This window comes from Kribbella sp. NPDC048915 (genome assembly GCF_040649595.1).
GTDB lineage: Bacteria > Actinomycetota > Actinomycetes > Propionibacteriales > Kribbellaceae > Kribbella.
This window is the reverse complement of the sequence record NZ_JBEZFT010000073.1, coordinates 1-17,410: the sequence shown is the minus strand read 5'-3', so window position 1 is coordinate 17,410 and position 17,410 is coordinate 1. Positions and strand designations below refer to the sequence as shown.

At 68.1% G+C, this 17,410-nt stretch carries 16 protein-coding genes and 1 other RNA gene; 6 read left to right on the top strand and 11 right to left on the bottom strand.

All coding sequences use genetic code 11. The features are described from left to right. Positions 1–160 precede the first annotated feature (160 nt). Both AB0B82_RS27925 and AB0B82_RS27920 read left to right on the top strand, forming a co-directional pair. Complete coding sequence (locus AB0B82_RS27925) at positions 161–1,891, top strand: glycoside hydrolase family 36 protein (RefSeq protein WP_360174763.1); 1,731 nt, start codon at positions 161–163, stop codon at positions 1,889–1,891. A gap of 9 nt (positions 1,892–1,900) precedes the next feature. Continuing rightward, positions 1,901–2,917 (top strand): LacI family DNA-binding transcriptional regulator, encoded by a 1,017-nt coding sequence (locus tag AB0B82_RS27920; protein WP_360174760.1) that lies wholly within the window; start codon positions 1,901–1,903, stop codon positions 2,915–2,917. A gap of 43 nt (positions 2,918–2,960) precedes the next feature. Here AB0B82_RS27920 and AB0B82_RS27915 read toward each other — a convergent pair whose 3' ends face one another. Beyond that, complete coding sequence (locus AB0B82_RS27915; RefSeq protein WP_360174757.1) at positions 2,961–4,517, bottom strand: MFS transporter; 1,557 nt, start codon at positions 4,515–4,517, stop codon at positions 2,961–2,963. 70 nt (positions 4,518–4,587) lie between these two features. Between AB0B82_RS27915 and AB0B82_RS27910 the strand changes: the two genes are divergently transcribed. Next, positions 4,588–5,157, top strand: a complete 570-nt coding sequence (locus AB0B82_RS27910) for a TetR/AcrR family transcriptional regulator (RefSeq protein ID WP_360174754.1) — start codon at positions 4,588–4,590, stop codon at positions 5,155–5,157. Between the two features lie 108 nt (positions 5,158–5,265). Here AB0B82_RS27910 and ssrA read toward each other — a convergent pair. The 9 genes from ssrA to AB0B82_RS27865 all read right to left on the bottom strand — a co-directional run bounded on the left by ssrA (position 5,266) and on the right by AB0B82_RS27865 (position 12,250). Further along, positions 5,266–5,643: a transfer-messenger RNA gene (ssrA, locus tag AB0B82_RS27905) on the bottom strand. Positions 5,644–5,747: 104 nt separating this feature from the next. Then, positions 5,748–6,308 (bottom strand): DUF1707 and DUF4870 domain-containing protein, encoded by a 561-nt coding sequence (locus tag AB0B82_RS27900; RefSeq protein ID WP_360174751.1) that lies wholly within the window; start codon positions 6,306–6,308, stop codon positions 5,748–5,750. Positions 6,309–6,390: 82 nt separating this feature from the next. Continuing rightward, positions 6,391–7,104 (bottom strand): hypothetical protein, encoded by a 714-nt coding sequence (locus tag AB0B82_RS27895; RefSeq protein WP_360174749.1) that lies wholly within the window; start codon positions 7,102–7,104, stop codon positions 6,391–6,393. 6 nt (positions 7,105–7,110) lie between these two features. Next, positions 7,111–7,584, bottom strand: a complete 474-nt coding sequence (smpB, locus tag AB0B82_RS27890) for an SsrA-binding protein SmpB (RefSeq protein WP_360174746.1) — start codon at positions 7,582–7,584, stop codon at positions 7,111–7,113. Positions 7,585–7,605: 21 nt separating this feature from the next. Continuing rightward, positions 7,606–9,063 (bottom strand): M23 family metallopeptidase, encoded by a 1,458-nt coding sequence (locus AB0B82_RS27885; protein ID WP_360174743.1) that lies wholly within the window; start codon positions 9,061–9,063, stop codon positions 7,606–7,608. An 86-nt stretch (positions 9,064–9,149) separates the two neighbouring features. Then, a complete protein-coding gene (gene ftsX, locus AB0B82_RS27880; RefSeq protein WP_360174740.1) occupies positions 9,150–10,061 on the bottom strand; it encodes a permease-like cell division protein FtsX in 912 nt (303 codons plus the stop codon). 27 nt (positions 10,062–10,088) lie between these two features. Then, a complete protein-coding gene (ftsE, locus tag AB0B82_RS27875; protein WP_355473018.1) occupies positions 10,089–10,778 on the bottom strand; it encodes a cell division ATP-binding protein FtsE in 690 nt (229 codons plus the stop codon). A 931-nt stretch (positions 10,779–11,709) separates the two neighbouring features. After that, on the bottom strand, positions 11,710–11,877 hold the full coding sequence (locus AB0B82_RS27870; RefSeq protein ID WP_360174737.1) for a hypothetical protein: 168 nt from the start codon (positions 11,875–11,877) through the stop codon (positions 11,710–11,712). Then, positions 11,870–12,250: a hypothetical protein gene (locus AB0B82_RS27865; protein WP_360174734.1), complete on the bottom strand. Its 381-nt coding sequence runs from the start codon at positions 12,248–12,250 to the stop codon at positions 11,870–11,872. The genes AB0B82_RS27870 and AB0B82_RS27865 overlap by 8 nt, the downstream gene beginning before the upstream one ends. A gap of 171 nt (positions 12,251–12,421) precedes the next feature. On the opposite strand from AB0B82_RS27865, the gene AB0B82_RS27860 reads away from it, so the two are divergent. Continuing rightward, positions 12,422–13,471, top strand: a complete 1,050-nt coding sequence (locus AB0B82_RS27860; RefSeq protein ID WP_360174731.1) for a PfkB family carbohydrate kinase — start codon at positions 12,422–12,424, stop codon at positions 13,469–13,471. Here the strand turns inward: AB0B82_RS27860 and AB0B82_RS27855 are convergent. Beyond that, positions 13,439–14,638, bottom strand: a complete 1,200-nt coding sequence (locus AB0B82_RS27855) for an MFS transporter (RefSeq protein ID WP_360174728.1) — start codon at positions 14,636–14,638, stop codon at positions 13,439–13,441. The two genes, AB0B82_RS27860 and AB0B82_RS27855, sit on opposite strands and share 33 nt — an antisense overlap. Before the next feature lie 210 nt (positions 14,639–14,848). Here AB0B82_RS27855 and AB0B82_RS27850 point away from each other — a divergent pair, with 210 nt between their 5' ends. Both AB0B82_RS27850 and AB0B82_RS27845 read left to right on the top strand, forming a co-directional pair. Next, a complete protein-coding gene (locus AB0B82_RS27850) occupies positions 14,849–16,135 on the top strand; it encodes a sugar ABC transporter substrate-binding protein (protein WP_360174725.1) in 1,287 nt (428 codons plus the stop codon). Then, positions 16,132–16,542 (top strand): cytidine deaminase, encoded by a 411-nt coding sequence (locus AB0B82_RS27845; RefSeq protein WP_360174722.1) that lies wholly within the window; start codon positions 16,132–16,134, stop codon positions 16,540–16,542. The genes AB0B82_RS27850 and AB0B82_RS27845 overlap by 4 nt, the downstream gene beginning before the upstream one ends. Positions 16,543–17,410: the final 868 nt, after the last annotated feature.

Below are 17,410 nucleotides of genomic sequence, written 5' to 3'. Positions count from 1 at the left end.
GGAAGCGACGGCCAGCAACGCATGGCTGGCCGCCGGAGGCCGGGGCCAAAACCAATCCGGACTCCTCGAAGAACGGGGCGTATTAGCGGTAAAAGCTAGAGACCAGGAACAACTCAGTCAATAGCTGGACGCCTCCGGTTTTACCGCTATAGTCCAGCATGTGAACACATTCGACATCCGCTCCGCCGATGGTCAGATCGTTCGGCGCGCGACCGTGTCCGGACACGCCGTCCTGACCGAGCGCGCGACGGCCGAACCTGGCATCGCGACGTACGACGTTGTTGCCGACGTCGCCGTCGACGGTCCGGTGACAGTGCGCTGGACCTGGCCGGCCGCGGACGCAGTGACGCTCTGGCGGCCGAGCCAGGGGTCGCGCCGCGACGTGCCGTCGGACTGGGGATCGCGGCGCGAGGTGCGCTCGGTCCGCTCAGCGCCGGTGGCGTCGCTCGTCGACGCGCAGGATCGCAGTCTGCTGACCGTGTCCTTGTCGTCCGGCGTGCGCGGCTGCGACTTCGCCGTAGGCGCCAACGAGGAGACCGCGGAGCAGCTGATCCAGCTGACCGTGACCGACGTCGAGGGCGACGGCTTCGCCCTGCGGATCGATCTCAGAGCCCTGCATTTCGCCGAAGCTCTGCGTGCGGTAACGGCGGAGTGGGCCGCCGAGTTGGACGGCCGGATCGCCGAGGTACCGGCCGTCGCACGGCAGGCGATGTACTCGACCTGGTACAGCGACCACCAGCACGTGTCCGCCGAGTCGGTCGAACGGCACGCCCGCGCGAGTGCGACGTACGGCACCCAGGCGGTGATCGTCGACGACGGCTGGCAGACCGACGACACGCGCCGCGGGTACGCGTACTGCGGCGACTGGGAGCCGACCACCAGCAAGTTTCCGGACATGGCTGCGCACGTCCGGCGCGTGCACGAGCTCGGCCAGAAGTACGTCCTGTGGATCGCGCCACCGCTGATGGGCGTGCACTCCAAGGCCTGGGACAGGTTCAAGAACCACACACTGGGCTTCGCGGACGGTGAGGTGACTGCCGTCCTGGACCCCCGGTACCCCGAGGTGCGCGACCATCTGCTGGAGTGCTGCGTCCGTCCGGTGCGGGATTGGGGGGTCGACGGCCTGAAGATCGACTTCATCGATTCCTGGGCCCGCACCGACGTCCCGCCGGCGCCGGGCGGGGACTGCGCGTCCGTGGACGAAGGTGTGGAGAGGTTTCTGCAGGCCGTCACCGATGAGTTGCGGAAGCTGCGCCCCGAGGTCCTGATCGAGTTCCGGCAGGACTACGTGAACCCGCGGCTGTGGCAGTTCGGCACGTTCCTGCGCGCCGGCGACTGCGCACTCGACCCGGTCGAGAACCGGGTGCGCACGATCGACTGCCGGCTGCTGGCCGGTGACCGCGCCGTGCACTCGGACATGCTGATGTGGCATCCGGCGGCAGCACCGGAGAACGTCGCACTGCACTTCGTCAACACGATGTTCAGCACGCCGCAGGTCTCGATGGAGCCGGACGCGCTGCCGCCCGCCCACGCAGGGGTCGTGCGGTACTGGCTCGGATTCATGCGCGACCACGCCGACGCGCTGCTGCACGGCGTACTGCTCCCGTCCCGGTCCGACGCGCGCTACACGCAGGTACGGGCGATCGGTGGATCCGAAACGGTGGTCGCTGTGTACACGAACCCGGTGGTGCAGGTACGGGAGTCGTGCACCGTCGTGGTCAACGGGGGCGCCGACCGGCGGCTGTACGTCGAAGGTGCGGGCGGCGGACCCGTCGATCTCGTAGTGTCTGATTGTTCGGGCCATGAGGTGCACCGCGAGACGACGACTCCCTCAGGGGTGTGGGAGATCGAGGTTCCGGTGGGTGGGGCGGCCCGGATTGTGAGCACCTAGGGGGATCAATTGGCTGGCGACACACCACGGCGTACGACGGTCGCGGACGTCGCGAAACTGGCCGGCGTGTCGGCGATGACGGTGTCGAACGTGCTCAACGCACCGCACCGGGTCGCGCCGCAGACCGTTCGGACCGTGCGCGCCGCGATCGACAAGCTCGGGTACATCCCGAACCACGCGGCGCGGGCGTTGTCGTCCGGCCGCAGCCAGGTGATCGGCCTGCCGCTGTACTTCGACGACGAGACCGACGGCGACCCTGACGGCGAGCCGGAGAACTTGAGGCTCGGCGGCTTCCTGCACGGCCTGCTCGGAGGCTTCGTGACGGCGGCCGCGGTCTCCGGGTACGGCGTCCACGTGACGACGCCGACCGACGGCGCAACCGAGATCGCGCTGTACGACAAGCTGATCGCGGCGCGCCAGGTGGACGCGATCGTCGTCCTCGAAACGATGCCGCACGACGAGCGGATCGAGTTCCTCAGCCGGCGGCGCTTCCCGTTCGTGGCGTTCGGGCGGACGGCGGCGGAGCACCGGCAGTGCTGGGTCGATGTCGACAACGAGGCCTCGATGGCCGCGATCGCCGCACATCTGCGCTCGACCGGGCGCGAGCGGGCCGTGTACCTCGGGACCGACAGCCCGCTACCGTGGGTGCATCAGCGCTACGACGGGTTCGTCCGGGAGTTCCCGGCGACGGTGGCCCGATCGTTCGGGTCACTCGAGGCGGTCGCGACGTACGTCGAGGACGCGGAACCACCCGATGTCTTCGTCGCGGACAACGACGCGTTCGCGGTGGTGGCGATGCGGACACTGCAGCGCCGCGGGATCACGGTCGGCCGTGATGTCGCGGTCACCGGCTTCAACGACTTCCCGTTCGCGAGCATGCTCGACACACCACTGACAACTGCCCGAATCCCGTTGCACTCGATCGCGAAGTGCCTGTTCGAGCGGGCCCTGCATGAGATCGCGGCCGCCCCGGACGAACCCGGTCGCCTGGTCACCGCCCCGCTGATCGTCCGCGCCAGCGCCTGAACAGCTGAACGGGTCGACCTGAACGCCGGATTGGCGGTGTCAGCTACGGCTGAGCGTTATCTACGGTGTCCTCCAGTTCCGTGCCTGTGGGATGGCACCTCGGGGGTGTTCTTCGAAGTGCGGCGGCGATCAGTGTTATGGCCAGCAATGCGGTGAATATTGCGCCGACGAGGGTGGCCATGGTGAGTCCGTGAGTGTAGGCAGTGGATGCTGCATCGAGGAGTTCGGCGGCGATGCGGTCAGCAGTATGCCGTGCCGCCGCTCTTGCACCGGCGATGGTTTCGAGGGCGTCGGGTCCAGTGCCGGCGGGTGCCGAGCCGGTCATTGTGGTGCGGTAGATGGTGTTGGCGATGGTGCCGAGAGTCGCGATTCCGACTGCAGCGCCGAGCATCGTGGTGGTCTCGGAGATTCCGGATGCAGCTCCGGCGTGTTCAGACGGGGCGCTGCTGAGCACAAGGGAGTTAGCGATCGTGGCGGTGAGTCCGACGCCGAAGGTGAGGATGGTGTATCCGGCGAGGAAGACCCACAGTCGTGTCTGCGGGTCGAGCGTGGTGATGACGGTTAGCCCGCTCGTGGCAGACAGTAGTCCGGTGGTCAGGAGAGCGGTCGACGAGAGCCGGGCGGTGAGGACGGCGGCGGCCGCAGTACCGGCGAAGGACCCGGCCAATGTCGGCAACGCCCACAGAGCAGACTGCAGAGGCGTGAGTCCGTGTACGTCCTGCATGAACGGGAACGCGAGCACGCCCAGTCCCGACGTCACCAAGGCAACGACTGTGTTGGTGGCGACTGCGGCGGAGTAGGCCGGGATGCGGAACAGGGTGAGGTCGATCAGGGGGTGCGATGCGCGCTCCTGCCGTATGACGAACACCGCCGCGGCCACGATGCCCGCTGCGGCAGCGGCGGACGCGGTGACCGTCATGCCGTCGCGTGCGACGTGGGTCGCGGCGAAGACGAGGCTCAGGATCGCGACGAGGGAAGAGGTGGCGCCCAAGAGGTCGAAGCGCGCCCGTGTTGGGTTCCTCCGCTCGGCGATGAGGAATGGAGCCGCGACGAGGAGTACGAGCATGACTGGAACATTGACAAGGAACACTGCTCCCCACCAGAAGTGGTTCAGCAGTACCCCACCAAGGATGGGACCTGCCACGGCGCCGCCGGTAAAGGCGACAGTCCACGCTCCCACGGCAGTACGGCGCTGACGCTCGTCCTCGAACATTCCGCGGATCAGGGACAGGGTCGATGGCGCCAGGGTGGCACCACCGATCGCCATCAGTGCGCGAGCGAGGATGAGCAGTTCGGGAGTGGGGGCATAGGCCACTGCGACTGAGACGCCGCCGAAGACGGCTGCCCCGATGAGCAGAACCCGTTTGCGGCCGATGCGATCACCAAGGCTTCCCATGGTCATCAGCAGGCCAGCCATCACGAAGCTGTAGATGTCCATCGCCCACAGCCACTGGTCTGAGGTGGGGTGAAGTGCCTCGGCGATGGCCGGGCCGGCGACGAACAGCATCGAGGCATCCATTGAGATCAACAGCGCCGGGCAGAGCAGCACGAGGAGACCGCACCAGGTGCGCCAGTTTGCCCGGGTGTGGTCAGTTCGCATGGCCGTGATCGTACGTACGTACAGATTGGGTGGCAATACGTACGTACGTTCAAGTGGTAAGTTGTGACGCATGGGCCAACGCGAGGACCTGCTGGTCGGGGCGAGGAAATGTCTCGTCGAGAAGGGGTATCACCGGACTACTGCGCGGGATATCGCGATGGCGTCCGGTGCCCATCTGGCGTCGATCGGGTATCACTACGGGTCCAAGGACGGCTTGATGAGCGCGGCAGTATTGGAGGCCCAGGGGGAATGGGGCGCCGCGATCGACGCGGCTGTGCTCGCCGCGGGCGACGCGAGCCCGGCCGAGCGACTCCAGGTCTGCGTCGACGAGCTCATTGCGGCGATGTCAGGCCAACGGGAAATACTCATCGCGAGCGTGCAGGCCTATGCCCAAGCTGCGTTCGCCGACGACATCCGCCAACTGCTCACCACCGCCACCGAGGGAGCTCGCCGAAACCTGGCCGCGATGGTTCTCGGTCGTCAGCCCGAAGAGATCGACAGCGCAACCGCCCAAGGCCTGGGGGCCGTAGTTCACTCACTCATCGTCGGCCTGTCACTGCAAGCGCTGCTCAGTCCGGAGTCCTTGCCGTCCAGCGAGCAAGTTGCCAGTGCTGTGCGGGTCCTCGCGAGCGAGCAGTAGATCCCGGGGCGGGCAGATACAGCGAGGCCTCCCTGCGAATGGCACTAGGCAGGGAGGCCTCATTGTCGCGGACCGACACACCCTCGTATGAGGGGTATCGAATCCGGCATGTGGAGGTGGCGGGAATCGAACCCGCGTCCTTCGGCGTCGAACCAAGGCTTCTCCGGGCGCAGCCTGGATGTCGCTTTTCTCAGCCCCAGCGTTTGTACAGGCATCTCGCTGACAGGCTCAGTCACTGTTAATGTCCCGTGGCAACCCCGTGACCGGGCTGACACAGCAAGCTCCCTAGCTGAGGCCAGGAACCGGGGCGGGAGCATCCCCGGGCTGACCGCTTCTTTAAGTGCTCAGGCCGTCAGGCGGCGAGAGCGAAGCTACTGCGCTTAGCGTTGGCAGTTATTGGTTTCCAGAGATCGTTAACGAGATAACCCTGGATCCTCGGCCCGCTTCCCTTGGAACGTACGTCCAAAGTCGAAACCGTTCACCCCCTGTTGAGTTGTCAAACTCCCACCCGTACCGCTCGGTGGAAGGTCCACACTACCAAGTCCAACAGACTGCTCGCACCTGACATTCCCCGCGGGGCCGCGGCCGGCCTACTTGATCATCCGCAGCGTGAACGGATACCGGAAATTGCCGGTCGCCGCGGTCGCCAGCCCACCGATCCCGGTGAGCAGGAACCACAAGATCCCGAGCACCGGGAACAGGAACGACAGGAAGCCGTCGGTGAAACCGGTCGCGATCCCGAGCAGCGCGAACGCCCCGAACGCGGTCAGCTGGAAGTTCAGTGCCTCGACGGCGTGCCGGCGTACGGCGGGATTCTTCTGGCCGGAGGTCGCCGCGACGATCGCCGGGCCGACGAAGAACGTCGGGTACCCGAGCCAGTGCGCGACCGTGCCCATCCCCCGCCCGTCGCCGCGGTGGACCTGCGGCGGGGCTGGCCGGGTGAAGGCGACCGGCGCGTACGTCGGCACCGGGCGCGACACCAGCCCGTCGAAGGTGCTGTTCAGCTCGGCGCGGGTCCGCGACTTCAGCGCCTTCTCGAGCCGGAGGTCGAACTCCATGTGGTCGAGGCGCCCGTCGGTGTACATCTCTTTCAGGATCTCGACGGCCCGGTCCCGCTGCGCCGTCGTCACCAGCAGCTCTGAAGTGGACATGGTTCAACTGTGCGCGCCCGGGCCCGTTCACCCCATCGGGTTCAGCCCCCACCGACCCCTGACCCGACCCGGAACGCCCAGCTCAGCGCACCGGTTGCCCGTAATCGGCGAGGACGAACGGCGGAATCAGGTCCACGACGCCGCTCAGCACCGGCAGGGCCGCCAGCGTCCGCGCCACCGTCCAGGGTTCGTCGTCGTACACCAGCACGAGGTTGCCCGAGATCCGCAGGTTGACCGGATGGTCGAGCAGCCACTGCATCATCCGCGGATGCAGCACCGCCGAGCCGTACCGCGCATCCGCTCCGACCGCCCGGAAGCGACGGTTGAAGGCCTCACTCTCCCCCTCGACAGGCTCCATGACCAGGTCGGCCGCGAGCGCGCCGAGGTTTCTCGTGACCCCGTCGGCCATCACCACCAGGCCGGGCAGCCGGACCGGCAGCTCGATCGCGATCAGGTGGTTGACCCAGGTGGTCCGCAGGTACTTGCCGCGCGTGATGTAGACGAACTCGGCCATCCGGACCGGCCGGCCGCCGTACTCGCCGGCCAGGACGCCTCGCACGTGGCCGTCCGAGGAGAAGATCGAGGTACCCGCAGCCTGCAACTGCCCGTCGGCATCGGTGCTGGAATGCCAGCCGTACCGTTCGGCGCCCGCCTGGTCACGGGAGAGCTTGGCCTTGCCCCGATCGACCCACGGCCCACCGATCCGCGCTGTCAGCCACCCGACAACCACCAGCCCGCCGATGAACAGCGCGAACCCCGTCTGGAGACCACCCCAGGCCTCCAGCCATCGCGGCACCTCCGGCTACCGCCGGCGCCGGTCCGCGAGCGCACGCTGCGCCTCGCGGCTCGCCTGCCGCTCCGCCAGCGCGTGCCGCTTGTCGTAATCCTTCTTACCGCGGCCGGTGGCGAGTTCGACCTTCGCGTACCCGTCCTTGAAGTACAGCGACAGCGGGATCAGCGACACGCCCTGCTGCTCGACCGCGCGGATCAGCTTCTGCACCTCGTCCTTGTGCAGCAGCAGCTTGCGGGAACGGCGCGGCTCGTGGTTGGTCCACGTGCCGTGCTTGTACTCCGGAATGTGCATGCCCTGCAGCCACAACTCGTTCCCGCGGACGGCGGCGAACGCGTCGACGAGGGAGGCCCGGCCCTGCCGCAGGGACTTCACCTCGGTCCCGGTCAGCACCAGCCCGGCCTCCACCACGTCCTCGATGTGGTAGTCGTGTCGCGCCTTGCGGTTCTGCGCGATCGGCTTCTCCCGGCCGGTCTGTTTCACCATCCGGCCATTATCGCTGATGGACTACAGCCACTTCATCGGGTTAACCACGCGGCCGTCCTGGTAGACCATGAAATGCAGGTGGCAGCCGGTGGAGTAGCCGGTGGTTCCGGCGTACCCGATGATCTCGCCCTTGCTGACCCGCTCGCCGACGCGGACCTTGTACTTCGACAGATGGTTGTAGACGGTCGTGACCGAGTGACCACCGATCACGCCGTGTGAGATGAAGATCCGGTTTCCGTAACCGCCGTTGTAGTACTTGTCGGTCACCTTGCCGGATGCCGCAGCCCGGATCGGCGTACCGCAGGGCGCCCGGAAGTCGGTGCCGTCGTGCAGCTTCCAGTAGTGCAGGACCGGGTGGAACCGCATGCCGTACGGCGAGGTGATGTAGCTGCTCACCGGGTAGCTCAGCCGGCCACCGTCCGACGAGGGCGGCGGGTCCGGGATCTTGCGCGGCTTGCGCTTCTCCTTGCGGGCCCGCTCCCGCTCGGCCTTCTCGGCCGCGGCCTTGCGCCGCGCTGCGGCTGCTGCCGCAGCAGCCTTCTCCGCCTTCGCCCGCGCGATCAGGAGCTGCTCGACGCGATTCCGCTCCCGCAGCAGCGCGTTGTACTGCGCCAGCTCGGTGTTCTTCTCCTTCTCGGCGGCCTTGTACGCGGTCAGCTTGACCTGCGCGACCGCCGCGGCCTCGGCACGATCCGCCGCGACCTGCTTGGTCAACTCCGTGACCTTCTTCACCGTGGCGGCCGACGCGGCGCGAGCCGACTTCGCCTCCCGCTCCGCGGCCGCGACCTTGACCCGCTTGCTGGCCAGCTGCGCCTGCGCGTTGTTCAGGTTCGTGATCGCGTTGGACTGGATGCCGAACACGTTGCGCTGCACCTGCAGCCCGGTGGCGATATCGGCCGGCGCGGCACCGCGCAGCGCAATCGTCAGCCCGACCAGGCTGTTCTGCTGCTGGTACGCCGATCGTACGGCGCGACCCGCGACGGCCCGCTTCTCCGCGATCAGCTTCTCGCCCGCCTCGACGTCCGCGATCGCTGTCCGGAGCATCGCCTCGGCCGCTGCGAGCTTGCCCGCGGCGACCGCGTCGGCGGCCTTCGCGGCAGCGAGTTTCCCCTGCGCGACGGCGTACCGGTTCTGGACGACCTGGTACTTCGCGGCCGCCTGGTTGTAGGCGACCACGGACTTGCCGAGCTGGTCGGACGCCTCGGCGAGATCAGCCTTGGACTGGTTGATCTGCGAGTCGAGTTGCTTCTTCTGGGCGGCTGGGTCCGGCGGACGCGCGGCCGCGTCGGGAGCGGACGGCACCGCGGCCAGGACGCCGGCGGACAGGGACAGGACAAGGCAGCAGGCGGCGACCACCGTCGGCCGGCCCGGCGGTCGCGTGCGTGATCGCGGGTACGGCGCTGCGGAGGTGCCGGTGCTGTCGTCTCGCTGGATGCTCCCCCGCTTGCGCGGGTTCGCACCGGGGAAGTGCGGGACCACAGGTCGACCCCTTGCTCTGGATGAAGTTTTCGTGCGGTGCAGGAGTTACTCGTGTGACTCCTGATACTGACGATAGGTCACCCGGGTCAGACTTTGAGGTATTTCCGCGTCGTCAGGAATGTCGGGATCACGGCCAGGACCACGCCGACCAGCACCATGTAGAGCATCGCGCGGAAGGTTTCCGTCGTACCGACCCACTGCCAGACGCGGAACGTCTCCTGGGCCCGCTGCATGACGATCAGGTACACCCCGAGCCACAAGGTGCCGCAGGCAAGCACCGCGCCCACCAAGGCGGCCAGCACCGCCTCCAGCAAGAACGGTAGTTGAATATAGAAGTTCGAGGCGCCGACCAGGCGCATGATGCCGATCTCCCGTCTCCGGGCGTACGCCGCCAACCGGATCGTGTTGAAGATCTGCATCAAGGCCGCCGCGAGCAGCAGACCGGCCGCGAACAGCGCGCCGACTTGCAAGCCGTTCAGAGCCTTGAAGAGTGGATCGAGGTACTGACGAAGGTCCTGGACGGTGTCGACACCGGGCAGACCGGCGACCGCGCTGACCAGGTTCTGGTAGCGCTGCGGATCCTTCAGCTTGACCCGGAAGGACTCCTGCATCTGGTCCTCGGTGACCGTGCTGACGATCGGCGAGTCCTTGTACAGCTTCTTGAAGGACTCGAACGCTTCCTTCTTCGTCTCGGTGAACACGCCGTCCGGCGCGGTGTCCGGGTTCGACTGGATGACCTGCTGGATCCGGTTCTTCTGCTCCTGCGTCACCTCGGCCCCGGAGCAGCCGCGGCCGCCGGAGTCCTTGGTGCAGAGGAACACCGAGATCTGGATCTTGTCGTACCAGTTGCCCTTCATCAGGCCGACCTGCGAGTTGGCCAGCAAGGCGCTGCCGAACAACGCCAGCGAGACCCAGATCGTGACGACGACCGCGATGGTCATCGACAGGTTCCGCTTCAGGCCGATGCCGAGGTCGGAGAGGATGTAGTTCAGGCGCATCTTTCAGTCAGTCCCTGTGCTCGGCGATCAGTGCTGGTAGCCGTAGACGCCGCGCGACTCGTCGCGGACGACATGGCCGTTCTGCAACTCGATCACGCGCTTGCGCATCTGGTCGACGATCGACACGTCGTGGGTTGCCATCACGACGGTCGTCCCGGTCCGGTTGATCCGGTCGAGCAGCTTCATGATGCCCACCGACGTACCGGGGTCGAGGTTTCCGGTCGGCTCGTCGGCGATCAGGATCATCGGCCGGTTCACGAACGCGCGGGCGATCGCGACCCGCTGCTGCTCACCGCCGGACAGTTCGTCCGGCAGCCGGTCCTCCTTGCCGTCCAGCCCGACCAGCTCGAGAACCTCGGGGACCGTCTTGCGGATGTGCGAGCGCGGCTTGCCGATCACCTGCAGCGCGAACGCGACGTTCTCCGCGACGGTCTTGTTGGGCAGCAGCCGGAAGTCCTGGAACACGGTGCCGATCTGGCGGCGCATCTGCGGGATCCGCCAGCTCGCGAGCCGGTTCAGGTCCTTGCCGGCCACCATGATGTGTCCCTTGGTGGTCCGCTGCTCGCGCAGCACGAGGCGAAGGAACGTCGACTTGCCGGACCCGGAGGTACCGACCAGGAAGACGAACTCGCCTTTCTCGATATCGACGTTGACGTTCAGCAGAGCGGCCCTGGACTGGCCCTCGTACGTCTTGGACACATTCTCGAAGCGGATCACGGGTTCATCCGGCCGTGGTCGGGATCAGGGAGCGACGCGACGGTAACCACGAGGTGCACCGTACGCCACCGGAGCGGCCGGCGATCAGTCTAGGCGCTCCCCGGCGTGCCGCCGACCACCCCCGCCGCACCGTACAACCCCGTCCGATACCCGGTCGCCCGCCAGCCGAGCCCCGGCCGAGCGGCCGGGCGGCCGGGCTCGGCGGGCTCGGCCGGGCCCGGCGGGGCTCGGCCGCGTCACCCCAACGCCAGGGGTTATCCGTACGCGTTGGGGGTTAACCAATCGTGTTGGGTGCCCATGACCCAGCCCGGCCGCACCACCTCGTCCCCCGCCGACGACCACCCGGTCACCCAGGTCACCTGGGTCCCAGGTCCCGGGTCACCTAGGTCGCGCCGGGCGCCACCACCCTCGCCTCGCGGCCGCCGCAGTTCGCCGCTTCACACCGACCCTGCGCCAATGAGTCCGAATACTCTCCTAGCTAGGAGGGTTTTCCGCACGACAGTGGAGGATGTTGCCCGCCATACGGAGCAAAACCCTCCACAGATCCACGCCCACAACTACCCCCATGCCCCATCCCCACCGCACGCCGGAATCCACGATCCGGCGACCACCCGCGGCCACGGGCCTCGCCGCGAAGGTACGGCGGCGCGGATGTACGACGGCGTACGGGCGCCGAGTCGTGAAAAAGGGCACCGCCCCGGTTCGCCGAGTCGTGAAGGATGGCAGTCGTCGGCCGCCGATATCCACGACTCGGCGACAATTCGCGCGGCATGCCCTTGCAACGCGACCAGGCGAAGGCACGACGCCGCGAAGGTACTGCGGCGCGGATGTACGACGGCGTACGGGCGCCGAGTCGTCAGGAATGGCGGCGGTCGGCCGCCGAAATCTACGTTTCGGCGACAGTGCCCGTGGGGATCAGCGCCCGTGGGGATCAGGCGGGCGCGGGGGTGGGGGTGCCGTTACCTGGGTCGGGGCGGGCGTCGGCGATGCGGGCCACGCCGGCGTCGGGTTTGCGGCCGGCGCGGCGGGCGGCTTCGACGTGCAGGCGGGCCAGTTCGACGGCTTGGCGGGAGACCTTCACGGTTTTCTTCTCAGCCATGGTCACTGTCTCCCTCGACGACCTCGACATCGGTTTCCTCGATATCAGCGTACGCGGCCTGGCCGACGCGGTCGATCGTGACGGCGAGGGTCAGCGCGGCGACCAGGTCGTAGTCCTCCGGTTGTAACAGCTCCGACCTCATCAGTGAACGCAGCGTGACGACACCGGCATCTGTACCGGCCTCGTCACCTTCGAGGATCTGCTCGACGGCCCACCGGACCATCCGCATCGTCTCCTCGCGGTGCCGCCAGGTGTCGAGCTCGCGATCGGACTTGCGCGCCAGGTACGACCCCAGGGCGACACCGCCGAGCGCCAGCAGCGGGCTGAGGACCGTCATCACCACACCGACGATCGAGATCCAGGTAGGGATCACGAACACCCCTCACTGCACATCAGGTCCTCCGCAATCCAGGAAGTGACGACAATCCCACCAGCAAATGTCCGGCCGAATGTCGTGGTGATGACCGGCCGATGATGCTACGAAGGAGCATTCCACCCACCACCGACAATCCGGCGAACCAGCATGACAAGGGGCGGTGTCACCGTGACCGACGAGCAGGACCGCTACGACGTGTTCGTCCAGGGAACCGTGTTCCTCGACATCGTGATGACCGGTCTGGAGTCCGCCCCGACCACCGGCACCGAGATCTTCGCCGAGGGCATGGGCTCGTGCCCGGGCGGCGTCGCGAACTTCGCGATCGCGGCCGCCCGGCTCGGTCTGCGGACCGGTCTGGCCTCGGTGTTCGGTGACGACGCGTACGCCGACTTCTGCTGGCGGACGCTCGCGGACCAGGAGGGCGTCGACCTGTCGCACTCGCGCCGGATCGGCCACTGGCATTCGCCGGTCACGGTGTCGATGTCGATCGACCGGGACCGGGCGATGGTGACGCACGCGCACGAGGCGCCGGGTGACCCGAGCAAACTGGTCGGCCCAGGTCTGAACACGCGCTCGGCGATCGTGCCGGTCGCCGACGAACTGCCGAGCTGGATCGTCGACGCCCGGCAGTCCGGCGCGCTGCTGTTCGGCGACGTCGGCTGGGACCCCACCGACGAGTGGTCGCCCGCGGTCCTCGACGTGCTCGAGGGCTTCCACGCGTTCACGCCGAACGCGGCCGAGGCGATGGCCTACACCCGGACCGACACGCCGAAGGCGGCGCTGCACAAGCTCGCCGACCGGGTACCGCTCGCGGTCGTCACGAACGGCGCGGACGGCGTCCTCGCGATCGACTCGACGACCGGCGAGGAGGAGCAGGTGCCGGCGCTGCCGGTGCGGTCGTACGACCCGACCGGCGCGGGTGACGTGTTCCTGGCGTCGCTCGTGCTCGGGACGCTGCGCGGCTGGCCGCTCGCCCATCGCCTGGCGTTCAGCAACTTGTGCGCGGGCCTGTCGGTCCAGCACTTCGGCGGTTCGCTCGCCGCGCCGGGCTGGGGCGACATCATCGACTGGGTCCGCGACCACAGCCGGCACCGCCCGGGCGAGGTCGACCCCGACGTGCTGAAGCACTACACCTTCGTCGGCGACGTCCTGCCGGAAGGCCCGGTCCCGATCGTCCGCCGCGCCTCAGCCACGATCGCGCGACTGTCGGACGCCTGACCCGGCCAGGGTCGCCGCGAGCACGGCGAGCAGTACGCCGCCGCTCAGGAATCCCCAGGACGGCGCAGCCTGGTCGATCACGATGCCCGCGAGCGCGGACCCCGCCGCGGCACCGAGGTTGTTCGCGGTGTTGATCCAGGTACTGGCCTCGGTCCGCTGGTGCGGCGGCGTGACCTCGTCGGCCGCCAGATACGCGACGACGAACATCGGACTCACGGCAGCGCCCGCGACTGCGAGCACCACCCCGAGCAGGACCAGGCCGCTCACCAGCGACGCTGTGACCAGCCCCAGGGCGAGTACGGCGATCAACCCGGCCAACTGCACGGTCCAGGACCTGGTGTGGGTACGGCGGGCCCACACCAGACCGCCTGCCACGCTGCCGAGCGCGATCGCCGCCTCGACGTACCCGGCCGAACCGGGGTGACCGGCTTGCTGCGCGACCCCGGCGACGCACACATACGCCGCGCTGACCCCGGACGCCACGCCCGTCACCACGAACAGCACCCGCCGCAGAGCAGGAATCACCAACGGCCCCCACGGATCGCGCCGCCGCACTCCGGTAGGTGCGGATGCGGTCCGCGTCGTGACCGGGCTGGTCACCATCGCCAGCGTGCCGACGAGCATCACGGCGGCCGACGTGAGGAGCGCCGCCGGTGCGGACACCAGGCCGATCAGCGTTCCCGCGATCAGCGGTCCGCCGAGGAACAGACACTCCTCGGAGACGGCGTCCAGCGCGTACGCCCGTTCCTTGAGCGCGGAGCCTTCGGTGAGGAGCCGCCAGTTCGACCGCATTGACGGCCCCAACGGCGGTGCGAGCAGACCGGTCAGCCCCGCGAGCAACAGGACGACGGAGGCCGCCGTACCGATCGTGGCGAGGACGGCCAACCCGCTCGCGGCGCCGCCCGCTAGCGGTGGCAGCACCCGGCGCTGGCTGAAGCGGTCGACCAGCCTCGCCTTGAACGGCATCGACAACGAGGCCGCACCGAAGACGGCGAGCGCGGCGCCGGCCGTGGTGAACGAACCAGTCGATGCCTGGACGGTGAACAACAGGGACAACGGGAGCAGACCGTACGACAGCCGGCCGAGCAGCGCGGGCACGAAGGTGCGCAGCGCGAACGGCAGCAGCAGCACAGCACGGTAGCTCCCGGCACGAGTGGTGCCGGACAAGAGAACGTTCCTGAGGAGGAATCAGCGGAATGGGCTCGAACAACACACAGGTGTGGGAACCCATCGCTAGTCACAGGAGCGGTACATGCCAGGAATCGTAGGCGATCTCGTTCTCGACCGGCAAGAAACCCGGCGCACCAACCCCGGACGGTCGTAGGGTCGGTGGGTGGTGCGCGGGCTGTGGGACCGCGCCGGACGGAGGTAGAGGACATGACGATCAGTCGGCGGCGGGTACTCGGGTTCGGGGCCGGCCTGGCGGCGATGGCGGTGGCTGGATGCGGATCGAACTCCGGGCGGCCGTCCGGTGGCTCGGACGGCGGGTCGGACGGTGGGTCCGGCGACAAGCCGACGCTGCAGCAGTGGTACCACCAGTACGGCGAGGCCGGGACGCAGCAGGCCGTCGAGCGCTACGCGAAGGCGTACCCGGACGCAACCGTCACGATCCAGTGGTCGCCGGGTGACTACGACAAGAAGGCGTCGACCGCGCTGCTGACCGATCAAGGACCGGACGTCTTCGAGTACGGCAACGGCCCGACGATCGACATGATCAAGGCCAACCAGGTCGTCGAGCTGACCGACCTGCTGGGCGACGCGAAGGCCGATTTCAACCCGGCGCTGATCGAGCGGATGACGTACCAGGGCAAGCTGTACGGCATCCCGCAGGTCGTCGACATGCAGTTGCTCGTGTACCGCAAGAGCTTGCTCAGCGCGGCCGGCGTACAGCCGCCGCAGACCGTCGACGAACTGCTCGCTGCGGCGAAGAAGCTGACCACCGACAAGGTGAAGGGTCTGTTCGTCGGCAACGACGGCGGCGTCGGCATCCTCGGCGGGCCGGCGCTCTGGTCGGCCGGGCTCGACTACCTGACCGAGGACAACCAGTTCGGCTTCGACGACCCGGCCGCGGTCGAGTCGCTGCGCAAGCTGCGCGAGTTCTGGACCGCGAAGGTGTTGTTGCTCGGAGCACCGACCGACTGGTCCGACCCGTCCGCGTTCACCCAAGGCCTGACCGCGATGCAGTTCACCGGCCTGTGGACGCTGCCCGCGATCGAGAAGGCGCTGCCCGGCGACTACGGCGTACTCCCCTGGCCGAAGCTGAACGCCACCACCGGCGCGCCGAGCGTCCCGGTCGGCGCGTACGGCTCGTGCGTGAACGCGAAGTCGAAGAACGTCGACGCCGCGAAGAAGTACGTCAAGTGGCTGTGGGTCGACCGGACCGAGGACCAGCTCGACTTCGCGCAGTCGTACGGCTTCCACATCCCGGCCCGCAAGAGCCTGGTGGACAAGGCCGAGAAGCTGAAGTCCGGTCCCGCGGCGGAGGCGGCCAAGCTGGCGAACGAGAACGGTCACGCGCAGACGCCGATCCTGTGGTCGCCGAAGTCCGGTACGGCGTACTCCGACGCGCTGAACCGGATCATCCGCAGCGGCGCCGACCCGGCCGCCGAAATCAAGACCGTGAAGTCCGTGGTCGAAGCGGAACTGAAGCGGATCGCCGGATGACGCTCGACCTGCGACCGTTGACCGACGACGACCGCGAGCTGATCGAGCTCGCCCGCCGGACGGTCGACGCAAACACCGACGGACCCGACGGCGTCTACACGATGGGCGCCGCGGTCCGCGGGATCGACGGCCGGATGTACGCCGGGATCAACCTGTACCACTTCACCGGCGGCCCGTGCGCGGAACTGGTCGCGCTCGGCCGGGCCCGCGCCGACGGTGCGCGCGAACTCACCACGATCGTGGCCGTCGGCAACGAAGGCCGCGGCATCGTCGGTCCGTGCGGACGGGATCGCCAGGTGCTCGTCGACTACCACCCGGAGATCCGGGTCATCCTGCCGACGCCGGACGGGCCGGGATCGGTGCTCGCCACCGACCTGCTTCCCGGCGCGTATCGCTGGACACCGTGAGCAGTCAGTGGAAAACCGGGTCTTTTGAGGACTGCGGTTGCCCACCGTGTTGGCCCGCACGAGCGCCCACGACGGCCGCGGTCGCCCAGGAGACCCCAGGCAGCACGCGGTCGCCCTCCACCCGCGCCGAGCTACCAAACCGGCCTCCCGGCCACCCCGGCCGCCGCAGTTCGCCGGGTTCTCACCAACCTTGCACCGCTGGCACTGCTGACCCGCGAAAACTCTCCTAGGAGAGTTTTCCGCACGACACTGGAGGCTTTTGCCCCGCATACGGGGGAAAAGCCTCCATTCATGCGGCTCCAACACCCCCACGCCCCGATCACCCGCGCGCCACCATCACCCCGCGCCACCATCACCCCGCGCGCTCTCATCGCCCTGGCCATCCCGCACCCCGTCGGCCCGCGACCACCTTCCCTCGGGCAGAAGCCAACCCACACATCAGTAAGCGGACCCGGATAACCCCAGTTGGGGGTTCTTCGCTCGTACATCAGCGAAGACCCCCATGCCGGGTTGTCCACTCGTACGCCGTGCCACGGAACAGCCGGCGGTGATCCAGTCAGCGGTGGTCTAGTCGTCGGTGTTCGGCACGCGGTGACGGCGCGGCATGACGCCACGGTGCGGCGTGGTGCCACGGTGCGGCGTGGTGCCGTGGCGTGGTGCCACGGTGCGGCGTGGTGCCGTGGCGTGGTGCCACGGTGCGGCGTGGTGCCGTGGCGTGGTGCGGTGTGTGGCCGTAGGGGTTTCCAGGTTTCCGCCGCACGGTGGGTTCACCCACGGTGTTGTGGGTTCCGCACCCTTCACACGGGTCAGGAACCACGCCGACGTCGTACACCCGCAGGCGGGCCCCGAGCTCGTACTTCTCCCCCGG

Coding starts and splice junctions, on each gene's coding strand:
- ftsX (WP_360174740.1), bottom strand. CDS start 10,061: ATGCGCCTGAACTACATCCTCTCCGACCTCGGCATCGGCCTGAAGCGG.
- AB0B82_RS27910 (WP_360174754.1), top strand. CDS start 4,588: ATGGGCCAACGCGAGGACCTGCTGGTCGGGGCGAGGAAATGTCTCGTC.
- AB0B82_RS27845 (WP_360174722.1), top strand. CDS start 16,132: ATGACGCTCGACCTGCGACCGTTGACCGACGACGACCGCGAGCTGATC.
- AB0B82_RS27870 (WP_360174737.1), bottom strand. CDS start 11,877: ATGGCTGAGAAGAAAACCGTGAAGGTCTCCCGCCAAGCCGTCGAACTG.
- AB0B82_RS27850 (WP_360174725.1), top strand. CDS start 14,849: ATGACGATCAGTCGGCGGCGGGTACTCGGGTTCGGGGCCGGCCTGGCG.
- smpB (WP_360174746.1), bottom strand. CDS start 7,584: ATGGTGAAACAGACCGGCCGGGAGAAGCCGATCGCGCAGAACCGCAAG.
- AB0B82_RS27900 (WP_360174751.1), bottom strand. CDS start 6,308: ATGTCCACTTCAGAGCTGCTGGTGACGACGGCGCAGCGGGACCGGGCC.
- AB0B82_RS27915 (WP_360174757.1), bottom strand. CDS start 4,517: ATGCGAACTGACCACACCCGGGCAAACTGGCGCACCTGGTGCGGTCTC.